The organism is Bartonella sp. AP19HLJMH, assembly GCF_042196245.1.
Lineage (GTDB): Bacteria > Pseudomonadota > Alphaproteobacteria > Rhizobiales > Rhizobiaceae > Bartonella.
The window spans coordinates 17,632-41,815 of the sequence record NZ_JBHIPX010000007.1; the positions used below are offsets into that span (position 1 = coordinate 17,632).

Below are 24,184 nucleotides of genomic sequence, written 5' to 3' on the forward strand. Positions count from 1 at the left end.
GACTTATAATGATAATTGACTGTTTCGTAAGTTGAATGAAAGTTTCAAATACCGTAAATTTCTCTCATCCCAAGTCTGTTATTTGTTGAAGCAATCAAGTTATTCGCTTGCATGTTACAAGCAGGATTAGCGTGTGATAAAAACTGTACAAGAAAGGACTAAAAATCCCTCCTATGAATTGTCTCAAGTGCCGAGAGCTGTTGCAATATTGGAGGATGATAAATAGTGTGATGGTGCCGGCTTTCTCCTTCCATAGAGTAAAGATGGTGGCGCTTAAAGGGTTTTGTAGTATACCACATTCATAGGTGTTGTCACAAAATGAGCTTGGAAGTTTTGAGAGATGTTTCTTAAATCAAGTGCATGAATATGCAACACAATAGCGTTTTGTTCTTCGATGCAATAGGGTATGAGGTTGATTGATGATGCGTTTTTTGTGTGATCAATAGCGGGAGAATTCTTAGTCTCTCAAGTATTTAATCAAAGGGATAAGCAGAAGGGTTGTAGAACATTGTGTTTAAAATTAAATTGTTCCTTTTCTAGAGAGATATAAATATGTTAACTATGCTCCCATAGAGATATTACTTTATTGGAGTTTATTATGTGTCATAAGATAAGCAATGCCAATTCTTTATTGTGATGGTCATGAATGTTTATGGACATAATGTGGAGATAGGAATGGAAATAGTCTGTGAAACTCTAAACTCAAGCCTTTAGTTAAATTAAAAGTACAGTGTACACTAAAGTTTTAGGTTATTATGAATTCGGTCAAGGATATAATCGTGGATAAAACAAAAGCTCTCGATGCTGCTCTCTCACAAATTGAACGTTCTTTTGGTAAAGGCTCGATTATGCGTCTTGGGCAAAAAGAGCAGGTTGTTGAAATTGAAACAATTCCAACAGGGTCGTTATCCTTGGATATTGCTTTAGGGATTGGTGGATTACCGAAGGGGCGTATTGTTGAGATTTATGGACCAGAAAGTTCTGGGAAAACAACATTGGCTCTCCATGCTATTGCTGAGGCACAGAAAGGTGGTGGGATTTGTGCTTTTATTGATGCAGAGCATGCGCTTGATCCTATTTATGCGCGTAAGCTTGGTGTTGATTTAGAAAACTTGTTCATTTCTCAGCCAGATACCGGTGAACAGGCATTGGAAATTACAGAAACGTTGGTTCGTTCTGGTGCCGTTGATGTGCTTGTTGTGGATTCTGTCGCAGCTTTAACACCGCGAGCAGAAATTGACGGTGAAATGGGTGATGCTTTGCCCGGATTGCAAGCTCGGTTAATGAGTAAAGCGTTACGAAAATTAACCGCAGCAATTTTTCGCTCTAACTGTATGGTTGTTTTTATTAATCAAATTCGCATGAAAATTGGTGTGATGTTTGGTTCTCCTGAAACGACAACGGGTGGAAACGCTTTAAAGTTTTATGCTTCTGTTCGTTTAGATATTCGTCGCATTGGATCCATTAAAGATAGGGATTCAATCGTTGGTAATCAGACGCGCGTTAAAGTGGTGAAAAATAAATTGGCACCTCCATTCAAACAGGTTGAGTTTGATATTATTTATGGTGAAGGTATTTCCAAAGTAGGTGAATTGATTGATTTGGGTGTCAAGGTTGGTGTTGTGGAAAAATCTGGTGCATGGTTTTCTTATAATTCTCAGCGTTTAGGGCAGGGGCGTGAGAATGCAAAGCAGTTTTTACGTGAACATGTGGAAATAGCTACAGAGATTGAAGCAGCTTTGCGCCAAAATGCTGGTTTGATTGCGATTGAATTGTTAGAAAATGCAGGGTCAGAAAATATAGAAAGTGATGAAGCCATTTGATGGGGCGTTTTTTTCGTCTATAATTTTTTTCTTTAAGATTTTTCTGTTTTTTTGTTTGAGTTTTTAAATACGCAGTCATTTTTTTCTCAATTTTTTAAAACAAATATTCCATTTTTGATTAAATTGACTCCATGCGTGGCGAAGAGGATTTAATGAGGGGGGATTTTTCTTTTATGGTTTTGTGCTGTATTGAGCAGGTGTCAACATGAATAGTGTTAATAATATTCGGTCAACATTTTTGGATTATTTTCATCGTAATGGGCATAAAGTTCTTTCTTCTAGTCCGCTTGTTCCGCGGAATGATCCTACACTTATGTTTACAAATGCAGGGATGGTGCAGTTTAAAAATGTTTTTACTGGACTTGAACAACCTTCTTATACGCAGGCAACAACGGCACAAAAATGTGTTCGTGCGGGTGGAAAGCATAATGATCTTGATAATGTTGGTTATACGGCGCGCCATCATACATTTTTTGAAATGCTGGGTAATTTTTCTTTCGGTGATTATTTCAAAGAAGAAGCTATTTTTTTATCATGGAATCTTTTAACAAAGGAATTTTGCCTGCCAAAAGATAAATTGTTGGTGACAGTTTATCAGAGTGATGATGTTGCTGCTGAACTGTGGCGTAAAATTTCAGGTCTTCCAGATGAAAAAATTGTTCGTATTGCGACGGCTGATAATTTTTGGTCGATGGGAGAAACAGGTCCTTGTGGGCCTTGTTCGGAGATTTTTTATGATCATGGTGATGAAATATGGGGCGGTCCTCCTGGAAGTGCTAATGAAGATGGGGATCGCTTTATTGAGATTTGGAATCTTGTTTTTATGCAGTATGAGCAAGTTTCCAAGGAAGAACGTGTTAACTTACCTCACCCTTCTATTGATACAGGCATGGGATTAGAGCGTATTGCTGCTGTTTTACAGGGCGTTCATGATAATTATGACATTGATCTTTTTCGTGCATTAATTGCTGCATCAGAAGAAATTACAGGGATTGAGGCAAAGGGTGATTTTATTGCCAGCCATCGTGTCATTGCTGATCATCTTCGCTCATCTGCATTTTTGATTGCTGATGGTGTGCTTCCTTCTAATGAAGGAAGAGGATATGTTTTACGTCGTATTATGCGTCGTGCTATGCGTCATGCGCATCTTCTTGGTGCTAAAGAGCCCTTAATGTGGCGACTTTTGACTGCTTTAATTCGCGAAATGGGACAAGCTTATCCTGAGTTGACACGTGCTGAATCTTTGATTTCAGAAACTTTAAGGTTAGAAGAAATACGTTTTCGTAAAACGCTTGAACGAGGACTTGGTTTGTTGAACGAAGCAAGTACCGATCTTAAAGAAGGAGACTATTTGAATGGTGAAGTTGCTTTCAAACTTTATGATACCTATGGTTTTCCGCTTGATTTGACGCAAGATGTTCTTCGTCGTCGCGGAATATCTGTTGACGTTGGTGCTTTTGATAAAGCGATGGAACGCCAAAAAGAGGAAGCACGTGCCAATTGGTCTGGTTCTGGAGAAGCTGTAACAGAGAAAATCTGGTTTTCTGTTCGTGATCAAGTGGGGGCCACAGAGTTTTTAGGTTATGAAACTGAGACAGCGAAAGGTATTCTTACAGCTCTTGTATGTGATGGTAAAATTGTTGATCATATTTCTTCAGATCAGAAAGCTATGCTTGTTGTTAATCAGACACCTTTTTATGGTGAATCTGGTGGGCAAATTGGTGATAGCGGTATCATTTCTGGTGAAAATTTTATTTTTAAGGTGCATGATACCCAAAGAAAGGGTGATGGTGTTTTTATCCATATTGGGGAGGTGAAATCTGGTCAGGCATCGAGGTCTGATTGTGTAGAATTAACGGTTGATATTGTTCGTCGTAAGAAAATTCGTGCGAATCACTCTGCTACTCATTTGTTACACGAAGCTTTACGCCAAACATTGGGGGACCATGTTACACAAAAGGGTTCTCTTGTATCGCCAGATCGGTTGCGTTTTGATTTTTCCCATCCAAAATCCGTTTCACCAAAAGAGTTGAAAAAAATAGAAGATTTAGCCAATGAGATTATTTTGCAAAATAGTAAAGTAATAACGCGCCTCATGGCTGTAGATGATGCCATTTCTGAAGGAGCCATGGCATTGTTTGGTGAAAAATATGGTGATGAAGTTCGCGTTGTTTCTATGGGGGAGCCACTTGAACAGGAAAGATTAAAAAAGCGTTGGTCAATTGAGCTTTGTGGAGGGACACATGTGGAGCGAACAGGTGATATTGGTTTAATTCATATTGTTTCTGAAAGTTCTGTTTCAGCTGGAGTGCGGCGTATTGAAGCTTTAACAGGCAAAGAAGCACGTCTTTATCTTAGCCGCCAAGATGAACGTATTCATGAAATCGCTGATCTTTTAAAAACTTCTTCTGCTGGTGTGGAAGAACGGGTGCGAATTTTGCTTGATGATCGTCGTAAACTTGAAAAAGAATTGAATGATGTACGCAAGAAAATGATGTTGAGTGGTGGAATCACAGAAAGGAGCCAAGATGATATTATCATCATCAATGGGTTTTCTTTTACTGGACGCATTGTTAAAAATATTTTACCACGGGATCTTAAGGCGCTCGTCGATTCTGAGAAAAAACAAATTGGATCTGGAGTGGTTGCTTTTATTAGTGTCTCGGAGGATGGAAAAGGGAGTGCTGTTGTCGGCGTTACGGATGATTTAACGGATAAGTTAAATGCTGTAGATCTCGTTCGTATTCTTTCAGCGATGCTTGGTGGTAAAGGTGGAGGTGGCCGTTCTGATATGGCACAGGCTGGTGGTCCTGAGGGGAACAAAGCTGATGAGGCATTTGCGGCACTAAAAGATTTTCTTGAAAAAAATTAAATTAAATCATTCTGCATAGGTGTTTTTTACATTGTTATATTGGGTTGGCATCTATGTATCATGAATATCTGTCTGGTGTATTTCTGAAATGCAGATACAGCGTAATTGGGGGAAATACAATTGTAAAGATAAAGACAGTGTTTGTCTTTATCACCACTGTATCATTTGGCTTTATAGCTTCCAAGCGTTTTAGGAATCACCTTTTTAAGATAAGATAGACTATGCAGCACTTCATGCTTTGCTGTGTATTCTTTTACTAGGGAGACTAGTTATTGTGTTGCTCTTATAGATTTTTTGAAGAAACATCTCTTTTTATGAAAGGAATAGTACAAGATTTATTGCATACGATTATCCTTATAAAGTTAAAAGCTGTCATTATTCTATTAGTTTTCAAATGAATAAAATCTCTTTTCTTGAAAAGGCTTATAAAGAGTTGTTGTATCTTAGAGCTATTGTGTTGTTTTTATTTTGCTTGTTATGTACAAGAAAACAGTTTTTTGGTTTATTATTAAAAGGTTTTGAAAAGAATATTCTCCTATCTTTATAAATCTTTATTTCAAGTTATAAAGTAATGAATTATCAATATAAATCAAATGAATATCACATAAATCTAAAGATTTAGATTAATATCTAATTTATTTATGATAAAATTGCTTTAATGTATTGAATTATAATGATAATTTATCGTTTTATCTTTTGAATAAGAGCTACGAATATTCGTAGGGTTTTATTATTTCAAATTCTGTGTATGTTAAATTAATCAAAACCACTCATGAATGTCGTTGTGAAATGGGCTTAAGAGCATTGAAAAATGTTTCTTAAAAAAGTCATATGAATGTGCAAAACAATGATGTTCTGTTCTTTATGAGAGGACTATAAAGAACGTGATAAACAAAAGTGCAAAGCAATACATAATATTCATTATTTAAAAGATATTACTTTAGTTCGTTTTGAAATTCGTAAAGCTGAGTTAAAAGAAGACGGTAAAACTGGAAATTGTTTTTACCTTTACATTTTCCCTAAATGAGAATGTATACTCGTCAGTATGCACAGATATAGGAAAATATTTTTGTTCTAATCTAGTAAAATTGCAATAGCAGAGAAAATACTAAACTGTTTTAATATTTTTCTTAAATACCTAAAATGGATTGTGGCATTTTTAGAAATCTTTTTACTTGTATCATATATAAGAACTCTTATTGTATTGAAGAGGATTTTTTGGCTTGAAAAAGAGTATTAATTTTATGATGCTATGGCTTCATGTAAGGGGATAACATTTTCTCCTTCTCTTTCTGGTGGTTTGATTGTTAAACCACTTGCCTTTAAAAAATTAGAGAAACGTCCCCCTTTATCGATCAATTCTTGAAAGTTTCCTTTTTCCATTAAGTGACCATGATCCAGAAAGAGTATCACATCAGCATTGCGTACTGTTGAGAGGCGATGTGCTATAATAAAAGTAGTGCGGTTATGGCTTATGCAATCGAGAGCATCTTTGACACGTGCCTCTGTTTCAACATCAAGAGCGCTTGTTGCTTCATCTAGAATGAGAATAGGGGCATTTTTTAAAACAGCGCGTGCAATTGCTAGTCGTTGTTTTTCTCCACCTGATAATTGAGATCCTCGTTCGCCCACCATTGTGTTATAACAATCAGCTTTTTTTAGAATAAAATCGTGAGCTTCTGCTATTTTTGCTGCTTCATAAAGTTCTTCATTCGTTGCGCTCGCTTTTCCTATTGAAATATTGTCATGAATAGTACGGTTGAAAAGACCCGAGTCTTGAAATACTGTTGCTAGAGATTTGCGTAAAGATTCGCGATTGATTGAGCATATATTTATTCCATCAATGGAGATATGCCCAAGGGTAGGGTCGTATACGCGCTGCAACAGATTGATCAATGTTGTTTTTCCAGCCCCTGTTGGTCCTACAATCGCAACAGTTTGTCCTGCTTTAACTTCAAAGGAAATATCAAAAACACCTTGAGAAGAATTTGGGAATTGATAGGTCACGTGATGAAATTGTATGGCGCCTTTAACATTTTGGAGGGAAGGAAGATTTTGCGGTTCGTTAACATGAAAGGTTGAGTCTTCCATTTCAAAAAATTCTTGCAGTTTTGCTTGTGAGGATATTGCACAATTAATAAAATTGCTCATTTGGTCTAGGCGGCTAATCATGAGTTGTGCAAATCCAACAAAAGCAACGACTTCACCTACTCGTAATTGATCTTTTGCAACAAAAAAAGCTCCAAGGAGAAGAACACAAACGATTGAAATTGTTGAAGCCATTCGATTTAAGCCACTGGCGAGCGCCCACCAATTGAGAACAGGATTTTGTGCTTTAAGAAGAGCATTTGTATGTTGATGCAGTATGGAAGTTTCTTCTTTTATTCGGTTATAACTTTGTACAATGGAAACATTAGAGATTGAGTCACTGACATGTTTAAAAAGGTTATGATGATAGCATTCTACAGCGGCTTGTCCGTCTTTTGTTTTTCGCATCACTAAACGTGCAATTAATACATAAATGATGGCAAGCACAACCAAGACTATTGAAAGACGCCAATTCATATTAAACGCTATGGGGATGAGAACCAATAAGGCGACAAGCGTTGAGAGATGTTGGCGCATAAAATCAAGCCATATGGTTGACATGGAATCTATTGCGCGCAAAAGTGTATGGAGTGCGTTGGAAGTTCCACGTTGTTGATGCCAAATTAAAGGCATGGCAATGATACGTTCGAAAGATTCCGTTAAAACCGTTAAGCGGCGTCTATGGGCTAAGCGGTCAGCACCGCGAGCAACAAGGACATAAGCAATAATATGTGAAAGTCCAAAACAAACCCAAATGGCAAGAGTAGGGATGATAGCTGTTTTGTCTGTAATAGAATCAATAACTTGTCCAAATAAAATAGGTTCTGCAATAGTGATAATAGCTAATATAACATTAGCGGTACAGATTAAAAGGGATGCATTTTTTTCTCTATTTAGGTAAGTGAGAACACGTGCATAGGTTTTGAATAAGGACACGGTTAATTATCTCCATTCGCTATTAAGCGTAAAGGCTGTTGATTTTTACAACGCTTAGTTTTTAGCTAATAAAATTTGGACGTTAAGAAAAGGAAATTTTGGATACTAACTGTAATATGGTGTGATAAAACCAACTAAAATATGAATTTTTGTGTTTATAAAGGCGCAAAAATAGATCAATAAAATTATCAGGTAAGGGAATTTTCATGGCAGGCATAGAAATAAAAAAAGTTGAGGCAGATGAAAATGGAATGCGCTTAGATCGCTGGTTTAAAGTGCATTATCCAGGACTTGGTTTTGGAGCTTTGCAAAAATTGTTGCGTTCTGGTCAGATACGGGTTGATAGTGGACGTGTTAAAGCTGATACGCGTCTTTGTATAGGGCAAGCTGTTCGTATTCCACCTCTCCCTATTAATGACAAGGAGAGTCTTTCAATAACGGATAAAACACTTCGTGGGCAGGATGATGGGACCGTTTTGAAAAAAATGCTGCTTTATGAAGATCCAAAGGTATTTGTTTTTAATAAACCAGCTGGATTGGCTGTACAAGGAGGCTCTGGTTTAACACGTCATATGGATAGTATGCTTGAGGTATGGCGCAATAAAAAAGGTGAAAAGCCGCGTTTGGTTCATCGTCTTGATCGTGAGACGTCGGGTGTGCTTATTGTTGCGCGATCAAGGGGAGCTGCTCAGTCCTTAACTGCTGCTTTTAGAGCGCGAGAAACAAAAAAGACTTATTGGGCGTTGGTTCGGGGCGTGCCTAAAAAAAAGCAGGACAAAATTTCAACGTGGATGGTTAAGGAAATGACAGCACAAGGTGACAAAATGCGTGTTTGTGAACATGGGGAACCAGATTCATATCATGCGGTTTCTTACTATCGCGTTTTAGATACGCGAGGGCGGGCTCTTTCGTGGCTTGAAATGGAACCCTATACAGGGAGAACACATCAGCTTCGTGTGCATGCAGCCCATATGGATCATCCTATCATTGGCGATACAAAGTATTTTTTTTCTGATAGTAATTGGACATTACCAGGAGGAATTCAAAATCGTCTTCATCTTCATGCACGTCGTATTCGTATTCCGCATCCTTCAGGAGGAATATTGGACATTGTTGCACCTTTACCACCTCATATGGTCCAAAGTTTTAATCTTTTATCTTTTAATGAGAGTGATGCTGAAACCGACTAAACAAACTTCATTTGTTCTTTTTGATTGATACAAATTTTATCTATAAATTTGATAAGATGAATAGGGCATCATTTGAAGAAAGTTTTTGATAAGTCGATCGCTATGAGAAAATTGTGTTTTTGAGTGATGAAATTTTCGAATATCATGGCTTTCTTTCTACAGCTCTTTATCCATATTGATTGTATTGTTATTTTGGATATGATGTATCGTTTAATAATCTGAGTTTATGAAGCTGCTCCTTTGAATTATCTACAGAGGTCATATATTGGGGAGGCGTGTCTGTTGAGGGAGATGAGTTAGATAAAATCTGAAAGATATTTACTAAAATAGTGAAAGCAATTTTAGTTTTTTCATGGGGAATAATGGAGGCATTTTATAGTAATGCTGAGGGAAAGTAGCCTCTCAAAAAATTCCTGTTGTCAAGGATTTTTGTTTTGTTATCAATGTGGTTTGATATGCTTATAGTATAGACTTATGCTTTGTATCTTTGCTTACACAATGAAGCCTTCTTAGCAAAGCTCTCCTTTCAATGACCAATTATTTTTCTACTTACTTAGTTTATCCAAAAGATTATCTTTCATAAAAGAAGAAATAAGTTTTTAGTATCTTAATGCTTCATTGAAGTGAACTCATCACATTGAAAAAATATCTAGACAAAAAATTGGAGATAAAACGTCAGGCGCGTTTTATTGCTCTAAGGAGGGCTTGAACACTTTTGTTTTTTCTAGTGAACAAAAACAGATATTTATTATGGAAACATTCAAAGGGGGGATAAGTTGAAATGAGGAGTGACTGATGGGATCATTATTGATTGACGTTAATAACGTCTCAAAAATATATCGCAACATTGACAGAGGAATTGGTTTTAAAAACAAGGTCTTTTCTCTCTTCAAGCCGGTTTATACAAATCATCATGTGTTAAAAGACATGAGTTTCACCCTCTTTTCAGGGCAATCGTTAGCAATTCTTGGCCCTAACGGAGCGGGTAAATCGACACTGATTAAAATACTTTCTGGTATACAATACGCTGATGAGGGATGTGTTAAAGTCCTTGGTGTTGATCCTTATAAAGCGAAGAAAAATCTGTTCAAGTCTTTGGGTGTGGTCTTTGGTCATAAGAATTGTTTATGGTGGGATTTGCCCTTACGCTACAGTCTGGATATGGTTCAACCATTATATGGTCTTGAACGCGCCTCTTTTACCCGTGATCTTAAAGAGATCGCTGAGTTACTGGGCCTTGAGCATATTATGGATAAGCCAGTGCGGATGCTTAGTCTGGGTGAGAGAGTGAAAAGTGAATTGGCATTTAATCTCTCCTTTAGACCTAAACTGTTGTTTCTCGATGAGCCAAGTATTGGTCTTGATATTACATCTAAGCATGAAATCAGGGAGCTTCTTAAAAAACTGAAAAAGGAGCGTGGCACTGGATATATCATCACAAGTCATGATATGGGAGATATTGATGGATACGTCGATGATATTATTCTTTTGCATAAAGGAAAGAAACAGTTTCATGGTAATCTTCATGCGCTTAAAAATGTCATTCCTTCTTTGGTGAGAATGACGTTTTTTTGTGAACACATGGCTGTACCTTCAGCTGTTGTAGAAAAAATTGATGAGATTGCGTTGAAATTATCTACTTCTTTAAAAGATAAGCACTTTAACGCTGAAGAATGCTCGCTGGAGGTTTCGCTGCCCCGTGAGGATTTTGCGCGTTTTGTACGCGAAATTACAACCAAATTGAACTGTACGTTCTCTGTATCCACTCCCTCGCTTGAAGAGATGCTCCGTGTTAAATTTAAAGAATTTATCTAACCACTGCTTTGGTATGTTTCTTTTTGCCAAGAATGGATTACTCACTGTTCTAAGTGATAGAGCAATGTTTTTTACCGATATTATCATTGGGACACTTTCGCCATTTGTTATTCAACTTCTATTATGGAATGCACTTTTCTCTGATACGGGCAACACCATAAATGGCTTTAGCTTTTATGATATGATGTATTATTATGCTTTTGCTTTAGTCCTAGGTCGCTTAAATAATGGTTATAATGTGATTAAGTTTTTCTCTCATCATGTTAAAGAAGGCCAATTAGAAGTATATCTTACAAAGCCCTTTAGTTATATGACACAAATGCTTTTTACTTTTTTAGGGGAGAGTGTATTATATAGCATCCCATTATTGGCTCTTTTTATTGTTAAGCTTGTTTTATCCTATGAAAATATTCTGGGATTGGTCATCGCTTTTCTGTTCTTTTTTCTGGTTGTTATTCTATCACAATTGCTTTGTTTTTTACTCTCTTTTGGAATTGCCTTATTAAGCTTTTGGGTGATTGAGTACAATATATTACTCTCTTTCAGTATTCTCAGTTCAACGCTTCTAGGGGGTGTTCTTTTACCACCATCTTTTTGGCCGGTGTGGCTTATTCCACTTATGCAATTTAATCCTTATCGTTTCATGATATCAGCTCCTGCCGAGTTTTTTGCGACGCAAAATTTAGCGTTGTTTCAGCAGTTTATTTTCGGAAGTTTTACTTATATTTTGTGTTTTTTATGCTTAATTCATATTGCTTGGAATAAAGGGATGAAAGCATATAATGGAGCGGGTGGTTGAGATGAAAATAATCCTTCATTTTATCAGTCTGAATATTCGCCGACAGATTGTTTATGGTAAGAATTTGGCTGGGGAGTTTATTCTTTCTCTATGCTATTATTTTATTCAATTCGTATTTATTGATAGAATATCTTCTTTTTCAGGAAAGATCGGTAACTATAGCAGAGATGAAATCCATTTTATCTTTGTTGTCTTTGTTTTACTTGGAATATTTTTGAATATTTTTACTAATTCTATTGAAACGTTTTTTGAAAAAGTAGCGGATGGTAAAATTGAACCATACTTGATAAAGCCCGTTTCAATCTGGTTGTTGATGTTATTTGGTTGGTGTAAACCTCTTAATCTGATCAAGCTCTTTGTTCTTTATGTTAGTGCCTATTTATTTGTATCATTACCGAATATATCCGATCTTAAGCTAAGATGGATCTCTTTTATTGTTGCAATATTTTGTGTTTTTATCGTCAATATTTGTTTTTTCATGATGTTTAATTTTGTAACATTTATTATTAGCCGTAAGATGCCTGTCGAATATTTTCATGAAATGATTTACGAGCTTTCATTTGTACCAATAGGAATTTATCCTTTAAGCATCGTAAAATGGCTTTTGTTTATGCTTCCTATGGCTTTTTCTGCTTCCTTGCCTGTGTCATTGTTGCTTGGTAAAGGCGAATGGAATATTGGATATCTTCTGTTGAGCGCTTTTCTTTCCATGGTCATGACTTTCATAAGTTATAAGAAAACAATGCGTAAATTTAATGGATTAGGGGGATGAGATGAAAGTCAGCATGATTATAAAAATAAAAAATTGAGTGAAAATTCTATCGTACTGTAAAATATCGTTATTTATGCTGGCGGTATAAGGCATGTAAAATTTACACATGAGGATTTTTTATTAGACATATTCATGCATAAAATCGGTTGTATTTCTATAGCTATGAGCAAAGAATTTACAATAAAAATCAGAGAATTAAATTTCTTGGTTTTAGATTAGTTTGAGTTTAGATGGCTGCTTGATGACACAAGCCAATGGTAAGATGGTGTACAATATTAGTAGTGCTTTCTCATCCGAGCAAAATTTATTTTTGTTGCGTTTATAGTGCTAAAAAATTGTCAAAGATGGGTAATTTTTATATGTGCAAAATGTGGTTATTCGTGCGGATTTTGTTGGTACATTCAATATATTATTACGTGGATGAGTTTTTGCTTAAACAATAAGAAAATTGACAGAATAAAGCTTTTAAGTTGCCCGATAGAAAGCTAAGAGCTTCGCCAAACAACATAATAGCAATTATCAAGACAACAATCACATAGAGATTTTTCAGCATGCTGAGCAGTCAAAATTCAGTTAATAATTGCTTGGAAATAAAAGGATTCACCAATCCAAGCAGGCAAAAACGATGGTAACGCAACTGAGTTCAATAACATAATTAAATATATTTCTTTGTTGTACTTGTTAACTAATGGAATTATACCTAATTTTATTGTGAATTTCTTATTTTATGTTATGATTTTATTTAATATAAAGATAATTATTATGTAATATTTTAGTGTTATTATAAATATTATTATTTAATTAAATATATACAATATAAACATAATATATTTATATTATTTTAAAAAGTAATTAAATAAGATATTATTTTTTAAAAAATTATTTTCTATTTTTTTAATATTAATAAGCTCATTTTTCAATTTTTCTTAACAATGATAAGAGAAAAATGGAGTTTTACATCCTCTTTACAATAAATAAAAATGATACTTTAATCTGGTTTTGCTCTCTAAGCTTAGAGCTATACAAATGTTATTGCTTATCATTAATAAAACTAATGTGATTGATGGCGTAGAGATTACAAAGGGCTAATTTTTTTTGCATGTAATTCATATCTTTTACAAGACTTTAAAAATAACACAGAAAAAATGAGAGAGGAAGGAATAGTGAACAAGAGTGATAAGCTTTTTCATTTTCTAGTGTTATGATTACTTTTGTATTTTACGGTTCATTCATTGTATGTATGATCAATTCCAAAATTTTTATTTTAAGCTTATAGTGAATCTATATTTTAGTCTGTTATTGAAGTGTTGTCGTGATTGAGATTACAATATCACAGTAGTGAACACTCTGATTTAATAGAGAAGATTGTTTGCTAGCAAATAATCTATCCATATCAACGTTATTTAAATTTTTTTCCAAAATATATATCTATGTTAATTTTCGTGATTGATATCTTTTCTAAGATGAAAAGGGGCATGAGCTGATTTGAATATCCATAAATTTTTCGTATTAACTCAAAAAATATACGATCACATCATTTTACGGCTATTCTAGATTATCATTTTGATAAACTGAATAAGTATAGCGATGCGTCTTACAAATATTTGCAAAAATGCTTTTATTGGACATTATTAAATTTTTTATGATTTATATTTTTAATCATTTTATCTTGGTTAGAAAGAAGGTGTATTCATTTTTATTTCTCTATTTTATCTTAAAGTCGTGGAATTATATTAATGTTAGAAATTTATAATTGTGGAAGACAATGAACTTTATTAAAATTATTCCACGTTCTTGTAGAAACGCATGGCTGTGAAATCGTTGAAATGTGTAATAGCTTATGGCATTAGATTTGGCGCATTCACCAAAGTTATCCCTTATCTTACCTAATTTAGCTTTTTCAATCAAAGAGTTAAGCTGGTGCTTACGCTAATTGTAGCTGGGGCAAATATTTTTTCTCAATCTATCCTAAGGAAAAATTATTTTATAAAAATATTTATTTTACTATATTATACAAAAAAAATAAAAACATTATGTGTAACTAAAAAACAACATATTGATATTTTTATATATTATAAAATCATAATAATATTTATGATAATAAAGCTAAATTTATAATAAAAACAATAAAATAATTTTATTTTAATATATTTTTATCATTAAACTACATAATGTAAAGTACAAATAAAATAATTGACAATTATTAAATAAACATGTAACGGATATATTGTAAGTGTAATATAATATAAAAATAACAATTAAAATAAAATTATTAATTAAATTTTGTATTATATTTTTATTGTCAGAAGATAAATATACTTTATCGATAGATAACGGAATGTTTTCTATTTAGAGGGGGCGGTAAAGAAAATTTATTTTACTAAATATTGTAATTAGGTGGTTATGATGAAAATATTCAAGCATTGTATAGTATGTTTTGTTGCAGTAGCGATTTTCTTTTCACAGATTTTAAGAGCCAATGCTGATTCTTTAAATGGCAGATTTCAAAATGCTGGTTTTATTTCCGTAATGACACAGGAAAATAGAGTTATTAAAGCTGTTGATATGATTATTAGCCAGTTTGGAGGACAAGGGGCTGAGAAAAATGTCCAAAAAGTTGCGGGTTTAATGGGGTTGGAGACAGCGATTTTTGGTCTCATCGCATATCTTGTATATTTCTTTACTAGAAAGCCACCGAGTCCTAACAGAGAGACAGGTGGAAGAACATTCGATGCTTTTGCTCATAGTTCATGGGCTTTGAATTAAAAGATATTATCCTTGATAAACTTTGAATTATGCTGTTATTGAATGTTTTATATTAAATAAACCGTGATATTTAATCACGGTTTATTTATTTTTTTTAATCTTAATGACCTTGATAAGTTTATCCTTTTATATCATTAAGATATTGTTTTGTGGATGCCAGTATATGGTGCATTAAATTCAGCTAATCAGTTGCTTTTTAAATTTACTTAAATTTTTTTCTCTTCAAAATGCGCATTTGAGCTAAGTTTGTGGTTGATATTTTTTTTATGATGAAAACGCGAATGCATTAATTGAGATATCCATAAACTTTGTATATCAACTCAAAAAATACAAGGTCACACAATCTTACGACTATTTGTGGGTTTTATGTTGATGAACTGAATAAGTATAGCGATGCGTCTTACAAATATTTGCAAAAATGCTTTTATTGGAATCTTTTAATCTCTTTGTGGTTTACAATTCATTTTATCATTTTATCTTAAGCAAAGAGAATGTGGATTCATTTCTATTTCTCTATTTTATCTGAGAAGGGTGGAGTTATACGAATGTCAAAAAAAGTCATGATCGTGGAAGATAATGAGCTTAATATGAAGTTATTTCGCGATCTTGTAGAAGCGAGTGGTTATGAAACCGTTGAAACACGTAATGGTCTTATGGCATTAGATTTGGCGCGTTCATCAATGCCATCTCTTATCCTTGTGGATATCCAGTTGCCAGAGGTCTCTGGAATAGATGTTATTAAACAATTAAAAGAAGATGAAGAACTTCGATCAATCCCCGTTGTTGCTGTAACAGCTTTTGCTATGAAAGGCGATGAGGAGCGAATTCGTGCCAGTGGATGTGAAGAATATATGTCAAAGCCTATTTCTGTCCCTCATTTTATTACAATGGTAAAGCATTTCTTGGACTAAAGCTTGTTAAGTGATGATAGAAAAAATATTGAAAAGCTTATAAGATTGCTAAAGTTGTCGCGTAAATATTTTTGTGCTTTAGCACGTCGATATATTACAAGTTAGTAAAACAGATTTAAAAAATTGAAACTGAAGTTTTGAATTTTTTCGGTCTATTTTTCTTGCCTTTTATCTTAAGAGAAGAGGTTGTTTTGCATTCTTGTTTTTTCTAATCGGTATAGATTTGTTCCTACATTCATCTAAAAGTCTGTTTTAGCAGTTTAAAAAAGCCCCGTTTTTGTCCGAGGCTTTATGCATTGCAAAAATTGAAATTAACGCTTTGAGAATTGGAAAGAACGACGTGCTTTTGCTTTACCGTATTTTTTACGTTCAACAACACGACTATCACGGGTAAGAAACCCACCTTTTTTCAAGATTGAGCGAAGTTCTGGTTCGTAATAGGTTAAAGCTTTGGAAATGCCATGGCGCACTGCACCGGCTTGTCCAGAAAGACCACCGCCTGCAACGGTTGCAATAATATCAAACTGGGTATCCCTATTTGTTGCAACAATTGGTTGACGAAGAATCATTCTAAGAACAGGACGAGCAAAATATTTGTCAAATTCCTTATTGTTGATCGTGATTTTTCCAGAACCTGGTTTAATCCATACACGCGCAACAGCGTCTTTACGCTTTCCTGTTGCGTAAGCACGTCCTTGTGAATCAAGCTTCTGCACGTGAACAGGAACAACATTTTCATGTGTTTCTGTAATACTTGTTACTATGCTAAGCTCAGAAAGAGAATTAATTTCAGCCATAATCAAGCAATCCTTTTGTTTTTGCGGTTTAAAGCACCAACGTCAAGAGATTCAGGCTGTTGTGCTTCATGTGGATGTTGGCTTCCAGCGTAAACACGTAGATTCTTCAATTGACGGCGACCAAGGGGCCCTCGAGGAATCATGCGCTCTACTGCTTTTTCAATAACGCGTTCGGGAAAACGCCCCTCAAGAAGTTGACGTGCTGTACGTTGTTTGATTCCACCAATATAGCCGGTATGCCAATAATATTTTTTATCCGTATATTTTTTGCCAGTGAGAGCTATTTTATCTGCATTAATGACAATAACGTTGTCACCATCATCAACATGTGGGGTAAATGTAGCTTTATGTTTGCCACGTAAGCGGTTAGCAACAAATGTGGCAAGACGACCCAAAACAAGGTTTTCTGCGTCAATAATAACCCATTTTTTCACCACTTCAGTTGGCTTTTGTGAAAAAGTTGCCATAGAAGTATCCTTTATTAGAACCCTTTTAATATAAGGGAATTTTTACTGTTTTGCGTTGAAAATTGTTACCATAGCGAAATATTTAACGCATACTACTTGCTCTGATATAATGTCTTTTGATTGACGTCAAGAGAAAATAAAAACTTTATAAAACAACATGTTACAAGAAAGGTATTATAATACCCCATTAAAAGAAGTTTGTAGACCATTTAAACTTAAAATGAATGTTGCAAAAGACTATTTTATCTTTAACGCATGATTGTATTTTATCGTTCTTCATTATAAAATAAGAAATAATGCAGTGGTCTCGTTATTTTCTCAATGTTGAATCTTCTGCTTGTGGTCAAGCTTGGTTAGATGCCCTTGATATTCAAGGGATAAATAACGCGCGCGCTATTTCTCAAAAATTTGGCTTTCCAGATCAGTTAGCTCGAGTACTTTCAGCAAGAGATGTGGATGAAGCTGAGGCTGTTGCTTTTATTAATCCAACATTGCGTACGCTTATGCCTGATCCAGAAAGTTTTAGGGATATGCAATGCGCTGCAGAGCGCATTGTTAAGGCTCTTCTCAATCAAGAACAGGTTGCTGTGTTTGGTGATTATGATGTTGATGGTGCTTGTTCATCGGCACTCATAGCACGTTTTTTTCGTTATTTTGGTATTGAAGTCAAAATTTATATTCCTGATCGTATTGTTGAAGGCTATGGTCCGAATGAACAAGCAATGAGAATGCTTGTGCAAGAAGGCGCTCGGTTAATTATCACTGTTGATTGTGGCGCAAACAGTCCTGATGCCGTAAAAGCAGCGAGGCTTGCTGGTGCTGATGTTGTGATTTTAGATCATCATCAAATGTCAGAGATTCATCAAGAAGCTGTTGCTCTTGTCAATCCTAATCGTCCTGATGATTTTTCTAAACAGGGGCATTTATGTGCAGCTGGCGTTGTTTTTGTTACGTTAGCTTGGGTTCATCATTTGCTGCGGAAAAAACAATTCCAAGGACCGCTGCCTGATCTTTTAAGTATGCTTGATCTTGTTGCATTGGCAACCATATGTGATGTCGTTCCATTACAGGGGGTTAACCGTGCTTTTGTGTTAAAAGGGCTTCAAGTTGCTCGTTCTATGCATAATCTAGGAATAACAGCTTTAACAAAGGTTGCACGAATAGGGGAGCCGCTTAATAGTTTTCATTTAGGTTTTTTATTAGGTCCTAGAATTAATGCAGGAGGGCGCATTGGTGATCAAGCTTTGGGAGCACGTTTGCTTAGCTGTGAGAATAAAGATGAAGCGGACAGAATAGCAGAACAATTAGATCGGCTTAATCAAGAACGCCAAGAAATGGAGAATATTCAATTGGCACAAGCGGAATCCTATATTGCTTCTCTTTATCAAGGTCAAGAAACACCATTGTCACTTGTCATTTCTCATAAAGAATGGCATCCGGGGATTATTGGTATTCTTGCTTCCCGCCTCAAAGAGCGTTTTTTTTGTCCTGTTTTTGCTATTGCTTTGAAAGAAGATGGAAATGGCGTAGGGTCGGGACGCTCAATTAATGGTATAGATTTAGGAGCAATCGTTCGTGAAGCTGTTACACTCAATTTATTAGAAAAAGGAGGGGGGCATAGTATGGCAGCAGGAATTACAATTCAATCAACAAAAATTGAAATTTTTCGAAAATGGCTAGAAGAAAAAGTTTCTTTAATGGTTTCACAGTTGCGTGCAAAAAAATCTCTTAGTATAGATGGTTCTCTTTCTGCTTCTGGTGTTAATGAAGCGCTGTTTGAATTGCTTGAAAAAGCAGGGCCATTTGGGGCAGGGAATGCAACACCTGTTTTTGTTCTTCCCTCTCATAGACTGGTGAATCTATCTGAAGTTGGTAAAGGACATCTTCGCCTCATTGTATCTAATGTTGAAGGAAAAAAACTACAAGGAATAGCTTTTCGTGCTGTAGGGACATCGCTAGGTGATTTTCTTTTTGAAAATATTGGTGAAATGATTCATTTAGCTGGTCATCTTAGTTTGAATTATTGGAATGGAACGATCAATCCGCAACTGCGCGTGATTGACGCAGCTGCAGTGGTTTGAAAGGGATATTTTTTACATTAGATGTCTAGATTAGAAGCAAAAGTAGAATTTTCTTGTATGAAACGAAATCGTGCTTCTGGTTTTGTTCCCATGAGACTTTCTACAGTCTTTTTCGTTTCTTGCATTTCCACGGCATCAATAGAAACACGAAGCAATGTACGTTTTTGAGGATGCATAGTCGTTTCTTTAAGTTGTTCTGCGCGCATTTCACCCAGCCCTTTAAAACGCCCGATTTCGATTTTAGCTTTTCCAGTAAATTCAGTTTTGAGCAATTCATCCTTATGAATATCGTCACGAGCATAAGCAACTTTTCCTCCTTGCGATATTCTATAAAGGGGAGGGACGGCAAGATATAAATGTCCCTGATGAATAAGGTCAGGCATTTCTTGAAAGAAGAAGGTAATGAGCAGTGACGCAATATGAGCACCATCAACATCAGCATCTGTCATGATGATAATACGTTCATATCTGAGATCTTTTTCACGATACTTGGAGCGTGTTCCACATCCAAGAGCAAGGATCAGATCGCTAATTGTTTGGCTTGAGTTCATTTTTTCATGTGCAGCACTGGCGACATTTAAGATTTTACCACGAAGAGGTAAAATTGCTTGGTTTGCTCTATTTCTTGCTTGTTTAGCAGATCCTCCTGCAGAATCCCCTTCAACAATGAATAGTTCAGCACCCAAAGCATGGTTCTGGCTACAATCTGCAAGTTTACCGGGCAGACGTAATTTACGGACAGCAGTTTTTCGACTTATTTCTCTATCTTGGCGTCGTCTAACACGTTCTTCAGCACGTTCAATAACCCAATCGAGAAGTTTTGTTGCTTCTTGTGGGGAATTTGCTAACCAATGATCAAAAGGATCGCGGATTGCATTCTCAACGATACGCTGTGCTTCAATGGTTGCTAATCGATCTTTTGTTTGTCCAACAAATTCAGGGTTACTGATAAAGACTGAAAGTATTGCGGCTGTTGAAATCATAATATCGTCAGACGTAATAATCGTTGCGCGCTTGTTTCCTATTAACTCAGCGTAGGATTTCAATCCACGCAAAAGAGCTTGACGTAATCCTATTTCATGTGTTCCGCCTTCTCCTGTAGGAATCGTATTGCAATAAGATTGCACACAAGAATCACCACCATGCCAAGCGATAGCCCACTCAACGGAGCCATGGCCATTATTGTGTTGTGTTTTGCCAGAAAAAATTTCTGACGTTACTCGATATTCATCTTTTAGTGACGAAAGTAAATAGTCTTTAAGCCCATCGGGAAAATGAAAAACAGCTTTTTCAGGAATATTTTTTGCGCCTTCAAGTATGACGGGATCACAAGACCAGCGAATTTTTACGCCACCAAAAAGATAGGCTTTGGAGCATGTCATCTTATAGATTTTTTCTGGATCAAAAGCTGCTTTTTCACCAAAAATTTCATGATCAGGATGAAAACGAACGCGCGTACCACGACGATTATAAACATCTCCCAGATCTTCCAATCCAGATTGAGGAATACCGCGTGAGAAACGTTGGCGGTAAAGTTTTCGTTCTCGTGCAACTTCAACTTCCATATCATCAGAAAGAGCATTGACGACAGAAATTCCTACTCCATGAAGTCCACCTGCAGTTTGATAAGCCTTTCCATCAAATTTTCCCCCTGAGTGGAGTTGTGTCATAATAACTTCAAGAGTCGATTTCTCAGGCATTTGAGGATGATTTTCAACAGGAATACCGCGTCCATTATCTGTAACGGTTATATAACTGTTCCTATCTAATGAGACCTCAATAGAATCTGCATAACCCGCAACAGCTTCATCCATCGCGTTATCAATAATTTCGGCAAATAAATGATGAAGCGCTTTACTGTCTGTTCCACCAATATACATTCCAGGGCGTAAACGTACCGGCTCTAAACCCTCAAGAACTCGAATAGAGAGGGCATTATAGTCATCTTCTTGCGTATCTTTTGCACTTTTTCTTGAAATCATCGCGTTTGATTTCATTGGAGATTGCAGAGTGTTTTCTTTTGTATTTACCCGAGATTGGGCTTTATTTAAAACACTAAAAAGATCCTTTTTGTTATCGCTCATAGCGTTTAACTATCCACCTCATAAAATCAAATATTTATTAAAATAATTTTATGCCTGTTTTTTATTTAAAAATCAATGCACTTAGGAAACATCGATTGTTGGACCAAAAATTTTTTCAAAAGCGTGTTTGAGAGCAATATCAATATCATGCATTGCTACAGGGCAACCTAGATCAAGAAAGCTTGTTACACCGTGGTTTGTAATTCCACAAGGAACAATTCCTGAATAATGGGCTAAATTAGGATTAACATTGATAGAAACTCCATGAAAACTTATCCATTTGCGCACTCGAATGCCAATAGCTGCAATTTTATCTTCGGAAGAAAGATCATTTTGTTTTGATGGGCAATGAGACTGTTTAACCCAGACACCAACGCGATCTTCTCTGCGTTCGCCTTTAATATTAAAGTTGGCAAGCATCTGTATGATCCATTCTTCTAATGCACTAATGAAAGCACGAATGTCTTGTTTCCGGCGTTTAAGATCAAGCATGATATAAGCAATACGCTGTCCTGGACCGTGATATGTAAATTCACCTCCACGTCCTGCTTCATAAACAGGGAATAAATTAGGCGCCAAAAGATCTTTTTTATTTGCACTCGTTCCCGCTGTATAAAGGGAAGGGTGTTCGAGAAGCCAAACTTGTTCATGCGCAGTTTTTGCAAGAATTTTTTCTACACGTTCTTGCATATAACGCAGAGCTTCAGGATACTCAACTAGATGATCGCTTATTTTCCATTCGACGGGTGGATTTTCTAGAATTGCATTAAAATGATGTGATAAGTGATTACGATCTGTATGTTTCAATTCACATGTCATGGGTAATATTTATCTTGATGTTTGAGTTTGTATTGTAATCAATAAAAGTGATTACAGAGTAAGGTATAGAATTGTTGAATAAAAGAGAATACGTTCATAAAATTTTATCTTAAGAAGATTTGCTACGCTTAAAAATCCACGTTCCTTTTACCATCTTCCTGTTGCACCACCACCACCTGATGATCCACCACCACCCCTAAATCCCCCTCCACCTCGAGGACCACCGAACCTTCCACCAGGATATCTGCCACCGGCACTTAAGTTAAGAAACCAAGGTGTGAAGATGATCCCCAGCCAGAGATACTTTTGTGGACCCACTTTTTTACCAAAAATCATTGCAAGAATGGGCAAACCAACGACTATAAAGAGAATGAGAAACATAATTGCATTGATTACCATTTCTTCTTTTTCAGCTTGTTTACGTTGTTCTTCAACGATTTTAGCTTTTTCTTTGATGCGAAAAGTAAAATCAGAATCACTTTCTGTAATAACTTTGATAATTGTATCAACTGCTTCAGCAATTCCTTTTTGATAATTTCCTTCGCGAAAATTAGGAATCATGAAGCTATTAATAATGACAGAGGAAAGAGCATCTGTTAGCTCTCCTTCCAAACCATATCCAACTTCGATACGTGCTGTGCGTTCATTCGGTGCAATGACCAGTAATACACCATTATTGATCTTCTTTTGGCCTAATCCCCATGTACGAAAAAGAGAATTGCTGTACGTTTCTATATCGTTGCCCGAAAGAGTAGGGAGTGTTACAAGAACAATTTGATCTCCCGTTTTCTCTTCGAGTGCTGCCAGTTTTTTTGTCAAGTCTTCCTTGGTTGCATTATCGAGCAAATGAGCCACATCATTAACATAACCTGTTAAATGAGGAAATTTTATTTGCGAACAAGCGATACTTCCCAATGCAGCAACTAAATACAGAGAGCAGATAAAAGCCCATAATTTTGGAAATACAATACGTTGCAAAGAGTATCGAAATGATTTCATTAATTAAAATTAACCTTTGGTGTTTGTTGGCTATCAGTATCGGTGGTAAAAGTTGGCATAGGTTTAGCATCACGAAACCATAATTTTGCCCAAATCATCGTCGGCATTGTTTTGAGTGCAGTATTGTAGGCACGTACTGTTTCAATATAATCGCGGCGCGCAACGGAAATACGGTTTTCTGTTCCTTCTAATTGTGATTGAAGAGCAAGAAAGTTCTGGTTTGCTTTAAGATCCGGATAGTTTTCAACAACAGCCATAAGTCGCGAAAGTGCACTTGATAAATTTGCTTGATTTTTGAGATATTGCTGCATAACTTCTGGATTATTCAACATATCTGCATTAATGTTGACTTGCGTTGCTTTAGCACGTGCTTCAATTACATTTGTGAAAACGCTTTGTTCATGAGCTGCGTAAGCTTTAACTGTTTCTACAAGATTGGGGATGAGATCTGTACGACGTTGATATTGATTGAGCACTTCACTCCATGCTGCATGTGCTTTTTCTTCATTTGTTGGTATCGTATTAAATCCGCACCCACTTAAAAATGGCACTAACCATGCCAAAAAAATCACGATTGGAAATTTTTTTAATATTTTAAACATTGAAGAAGTTTGTACATTTAACATAAAGATGTCTCCACAGATATTTTATGTATTATATAGGGTTTATTTTATTGGTGGAAAGTATTTTGAACTTTATAAACAGGCGTATTTATCAATAAATTGATATCTCTATGCGTTTTAGGTACGCTTAAGTGACTTGTTGATATTAAAATAATCATAGTAATATAGATGTCATCTTATAAAAGTTCAATAATATTTATATCAATTATTATTACAGAAAATTATATTATTTTCGTAGGAGTTTTGGGTTTTGCAACGTGCAGATAAAAATTGGAAAAGAGAAAAATGTAAGTATTAATCTTATGGAAAGATAGAAGGTCAGGGCAGTTCTTATTTTCCTCC

16 protein-coding genes are annotated in these 24,184 nt (G+C 35.6%); 9 read left to right on the forward strand and 7 right to left on the reverse strand.

Annotated features, from left to right (window positions below):
- Positions 1-779: 779 nt before the first annotated feature.
- Both recA and alaS read left to right on the forward strand, forming a co-directional pair.
- Entirely contained in the window at positions 780-1,823 is a 1,044-nt protein-coding gene (gene recA, locus ACFINR_RS04925) for a recombinase RecA (RefSeq protein ID WP_273791424.1), read from the forward strand.
- Positions 1,824-2,028: 205 nt separating this feature from the next.
- Positions 2,029-4,695: an alanine--tRNA ligase gene (gene alaS / locus ACFINR_RS04930; protein WP_375652804.1), complete on the forward strand. Its 2,667-nt coding sequence runs from the start codon at positions 2,029-2,031 to the stop codon at positions 4,693-4,695.
- 1,242 nt (positions 4,696-5,937) lie between these two features.
- On the opposite strand, the gene ACFINR_RS04935 is transcribed toward alaS, so the two are convergent.
- Positions 5,938-7,719 carry a glucan ABC transporter ATP-binding protein/ permease gene (locus ACFINR_RS04935; RefSeq protein WP_375652809.1) on the reverse strand — a complete coding sequence of 594 codons (1,782 nt, stop codon included), beginning with the start codon at positions 7,717-7,719 and terminating at the stop codon, positions 5,938-5,940.
- A 206-nt stretch (positions 7,720-7,925) separates the two neighbouring features.
- On the opposite strand from ACFINR_RS04935, the gene ACFINR_RS04940 reads away from it, so the two are divergent.
- The 6 genes from ACFINR_RS04940 (at position 7,926) to ACFINR_RS04965 (ending at position 15,972) form a co-directional block, all read left to right on the forward strand.
- Positions 7,926-8,909: an RluA family pseudouridine synthase gene (locus ACFINR_RS04940; protein WP_375613134.1), complete on the forward strand. Its 984-nt coding sequence runs from the start codon at positions 7,926-7,928 to the stop codon at positions 8,907-8,909.
- Between the two features lie 795 nt (positions 8,910-9,704).
- Positions 9,705-10,724, forward strand: coding sequence for an ATP-binding cassette domain-containing protein (locus tag ACFINR_RS04945; RefSeq protein WP_375652812.1), 1,020 nt, complete (start codon positions 9,705-9,707; stop codon positions 10,722-10,724).
- On the forward strand, positions 10,699-11,523 hold the full coding sequence (locus ACFINR_RS04950; RefSeq protein ID WP_375652816.1) for an ABC-2 family transporter protein: 825 nt from the start codon (positions 10,699-10,701) through the stop codon (positions 11,521-11,523). The genes ACFINR_RS04945 and ACFINR_RS04950 overlap by 26 nt, the downstream gene beginning before the upstream one ends.
- A complete protein-coding gene (locus ACFINR_RS04955; RefSeq protein WP_375652820.1) occupies positions 11,507-12,295 on the forward strand; it encodes an ABC-2 family transporter protein in 789 nt (262 codons plus the stop codon). The genes ACFINR_RS04950 and ACFINR_RS04955 overlap by 17 nt, the downstream gene beginning before the upstream one ends.
- Before the next feature lie 2,406 nt (positions 12,296-14,701).
- On the forward strand, positions 14,702-15,061 hold the full coding sequence (locus ACFINR_RS04960) for a hypothetical protein (RefSeq protein ID WP_375613153.1): 360 nt from the start codon (positions 14,702-14,704) through the stop codon (positions 15,059-15,061).
- A 545-nt stretch (positions 15,062-15,606) separates the two neighbouring features.
- Positions 15,607-15,972, forward strand: a complete 366-nt coding sequence (locus tag ACFINR_RS04965; protein ID WP_273724078.1) for a response regulator — start codon at positions 15,607-15,609, stop codon at positions 15,970-15,972.
- Between the two features lie 311 nt (positions 15,973-16,283).
- Here ACFINR_RS04965 and rpsI read toward each other — a convergent pair whose 3' ends face one another.
- Both rpsI and rplM read right to left on the reverse strand, forming a co-directional pair.
- Positions 16,284-16,769, reverse strand: coding sequence for a 30S ribosomal protein S9 (rpsI, locus tag ACFINR_RS04970; RefSeq protein ID WP_015856545.1), 486 nt, complete (start codon positions 16,767-16,769; stop codon positions 16,284-16,286).
- Positions 16,770-16,771: 2 nt separating this feature from the next.
- A complete protein-coding gene (gene rplM / locus ACFINR_RS04975; protein ID WP_015856544.1) occupies positions 16,772-17,236 on the reverse strand; it encodes a 50S ribosomal protein L13 in 465 nt (154 codons plus the stop codon).
- A gap of 296 nt (positions 17,237-17,532) precedes the next feature.
- Here rplM and recJ point away from each other — a divergent pair, with 296 nt between their 5' ends.
- Positions 17,533-19,317, forward strand: coding sequence for a single-stranded-DNA-specific exonuclease RecJ (gene recJ, locus ACFINR_RS04980; RefSeq protein ID WP_375652825.1), 1,785 nt, complete (start codon positions 17,533-17,535; stop codon positions 19,315-19,317).
- 17 nt (positions 19,318-19,334) lie between these two features.
- Here recJ and parE read toward each other — a convergent pair whose 3' ends face one another.
- The 4 genes from parE to ACFINR_RS05000 all read right to left on the reverse strand — a co-directional run bounded on the left by parE (position 19,335) and on the right by ACFINR_RS05000 (position 23,845).
- The gene (gene parE, locus ACFINR_RS04985; protein ID WP_375613129.1) at positions 19,335-21,401 is read right to left on the reverse strand and encodes a DNA topoisomerase IV subunit B; all 2,067 of its coding nucleotides are present in this window, start codon (positions 21,399-21,401) and stop codon (positions 19,335-19,337) included.
- A gap of 81 nt (positions 21,402-21,482) precedes the next feature.
- Positions 21,483-22,220 (reverse strand): lipoyl(octanoyl) transferase LipB, encoded by a 738-nt coding sequence (gene lipB / locus ACFINR_RS04990; RefSeq protein ID WP_375613128.1) that lies wholly within the window; start codon positions 22,218-22,220, stop codon positions 21,483-21,485.
- Between the two features lie 147 nt (positions 22,221-22,367).
- Complete coding sequence (locus ACFINR_RS04995) at positions 22,368-23,219, reverse strand: TPM domain-containing protein (RefSeq protein WP_375629027.1); 852 nt, start codon at positions 23,217-23,219, stop codon at positions 22,368-22,370.
- Entirely contained in the window at positions 23,219-23,845 is a 627-nt protein-coding gene (locus ACFINR_RS05000; protein WP_375652832.1) for a LemA family protein, read from the reverse strand. Before ACFINR_RS05000 ends, ACFINR_RS04995 begins: the two co-directional genes overlap by 1 nt.
- Positions 23,846-24,184 lie beyond the last annotated feature (339 nt).

Excerpts from the sequence above, each read along its gene's own strand:
- alaS (WP_375652804.1), top strand. The coding sequence starts at position 2,029 with ATGAATAGTGTTAATAATATTCGGTCAACATTTTTGGATTATTTTCAT.
- ACFINR_RS04940 (WP_375613134.1), top strand. The coding sequence starts at position 7,926 with ATGGCAGGCATAGAAATAAAAAAAGTTGAGGCAGATGAAAATGGAATG.
- ACFINR_RS04945 (WP_375652812.1), top strand. The coding sequence starts at position 9,705 with ATGGGATCATTATTGATTGACGTTAATAACGTCTCAAAAATATATCGC.
- ACFINR_RS04955 (WP_375652820.1), top strand. The coding sequence starts at position 11,507 with ATGGAGCGGGTGGTTGAGATGAAAATAATCCTTCATTTTATCAGTCTG.
- ACFINR_RS04960 (WP_375613153.1), top strand. The coding sequence starts at position 14,702 with ATGAAAATATTCAAGCATTGTATAGTATGTTTTGTTGCAGTAGCGATT.
- ACFINR_RS04965 (WP_273724078.1), top strand. The coding sequence starts at position 15,607 with ATGTCAAAAAAAGTCATGATCGTGGAAGATAATGAGCTTAATATGAAG.
- rpsI (WP_015856545.1), bottom strand. The coding sequence starts at position 16,769 with ATGGCTGAAATTAATTCTCTTTCTGAGCTTAGCATAGTAACAAGTATT.
- rplM (WP_015856544.1), bottom strand. The coding sequence starts at position 17,236 with ATGGCAACTTTTTCACAAAAGCCAACTGAAGTGGTGAAAAAATGGGTT.
- recJ (WP_375652825.1), top strand. The coding sequence starts at position 17,533 with ATGCAGTGGTCTCGTTATTTTCTCAATGTTGAATCTTCTGCTTGTGGT.
- parE (WP_375613129.1), bottom strand. The coding sequence starts at position 21,401 with ATGAGCGATAACAAAAAGGATCTTTTTAGTGTTTTAAATAAAGCCCAA.
- lipB (WP_375613128.1), bottom strand. The coding sequence starts at position 22,220 with ATGACATGTGAATTGAAACATACAGATCGTAATCACTTATCACATCAT.
- ACFINR_RS04995 (WP_375629027.1), bottom strand. The coding sequence starts at position 23,219 with ATGAAATCATTTCGATACTCTTTGCAACGTATTGTATTTCCAAAATTA.
- ACFINR_RS05000 (WP_375652832.1), bottom strand. The coding sequence starts at position 23,845 with ATGTTAAATGTACAAACTTCTTCAATGTTTAAAATATTAAAAAAATTT.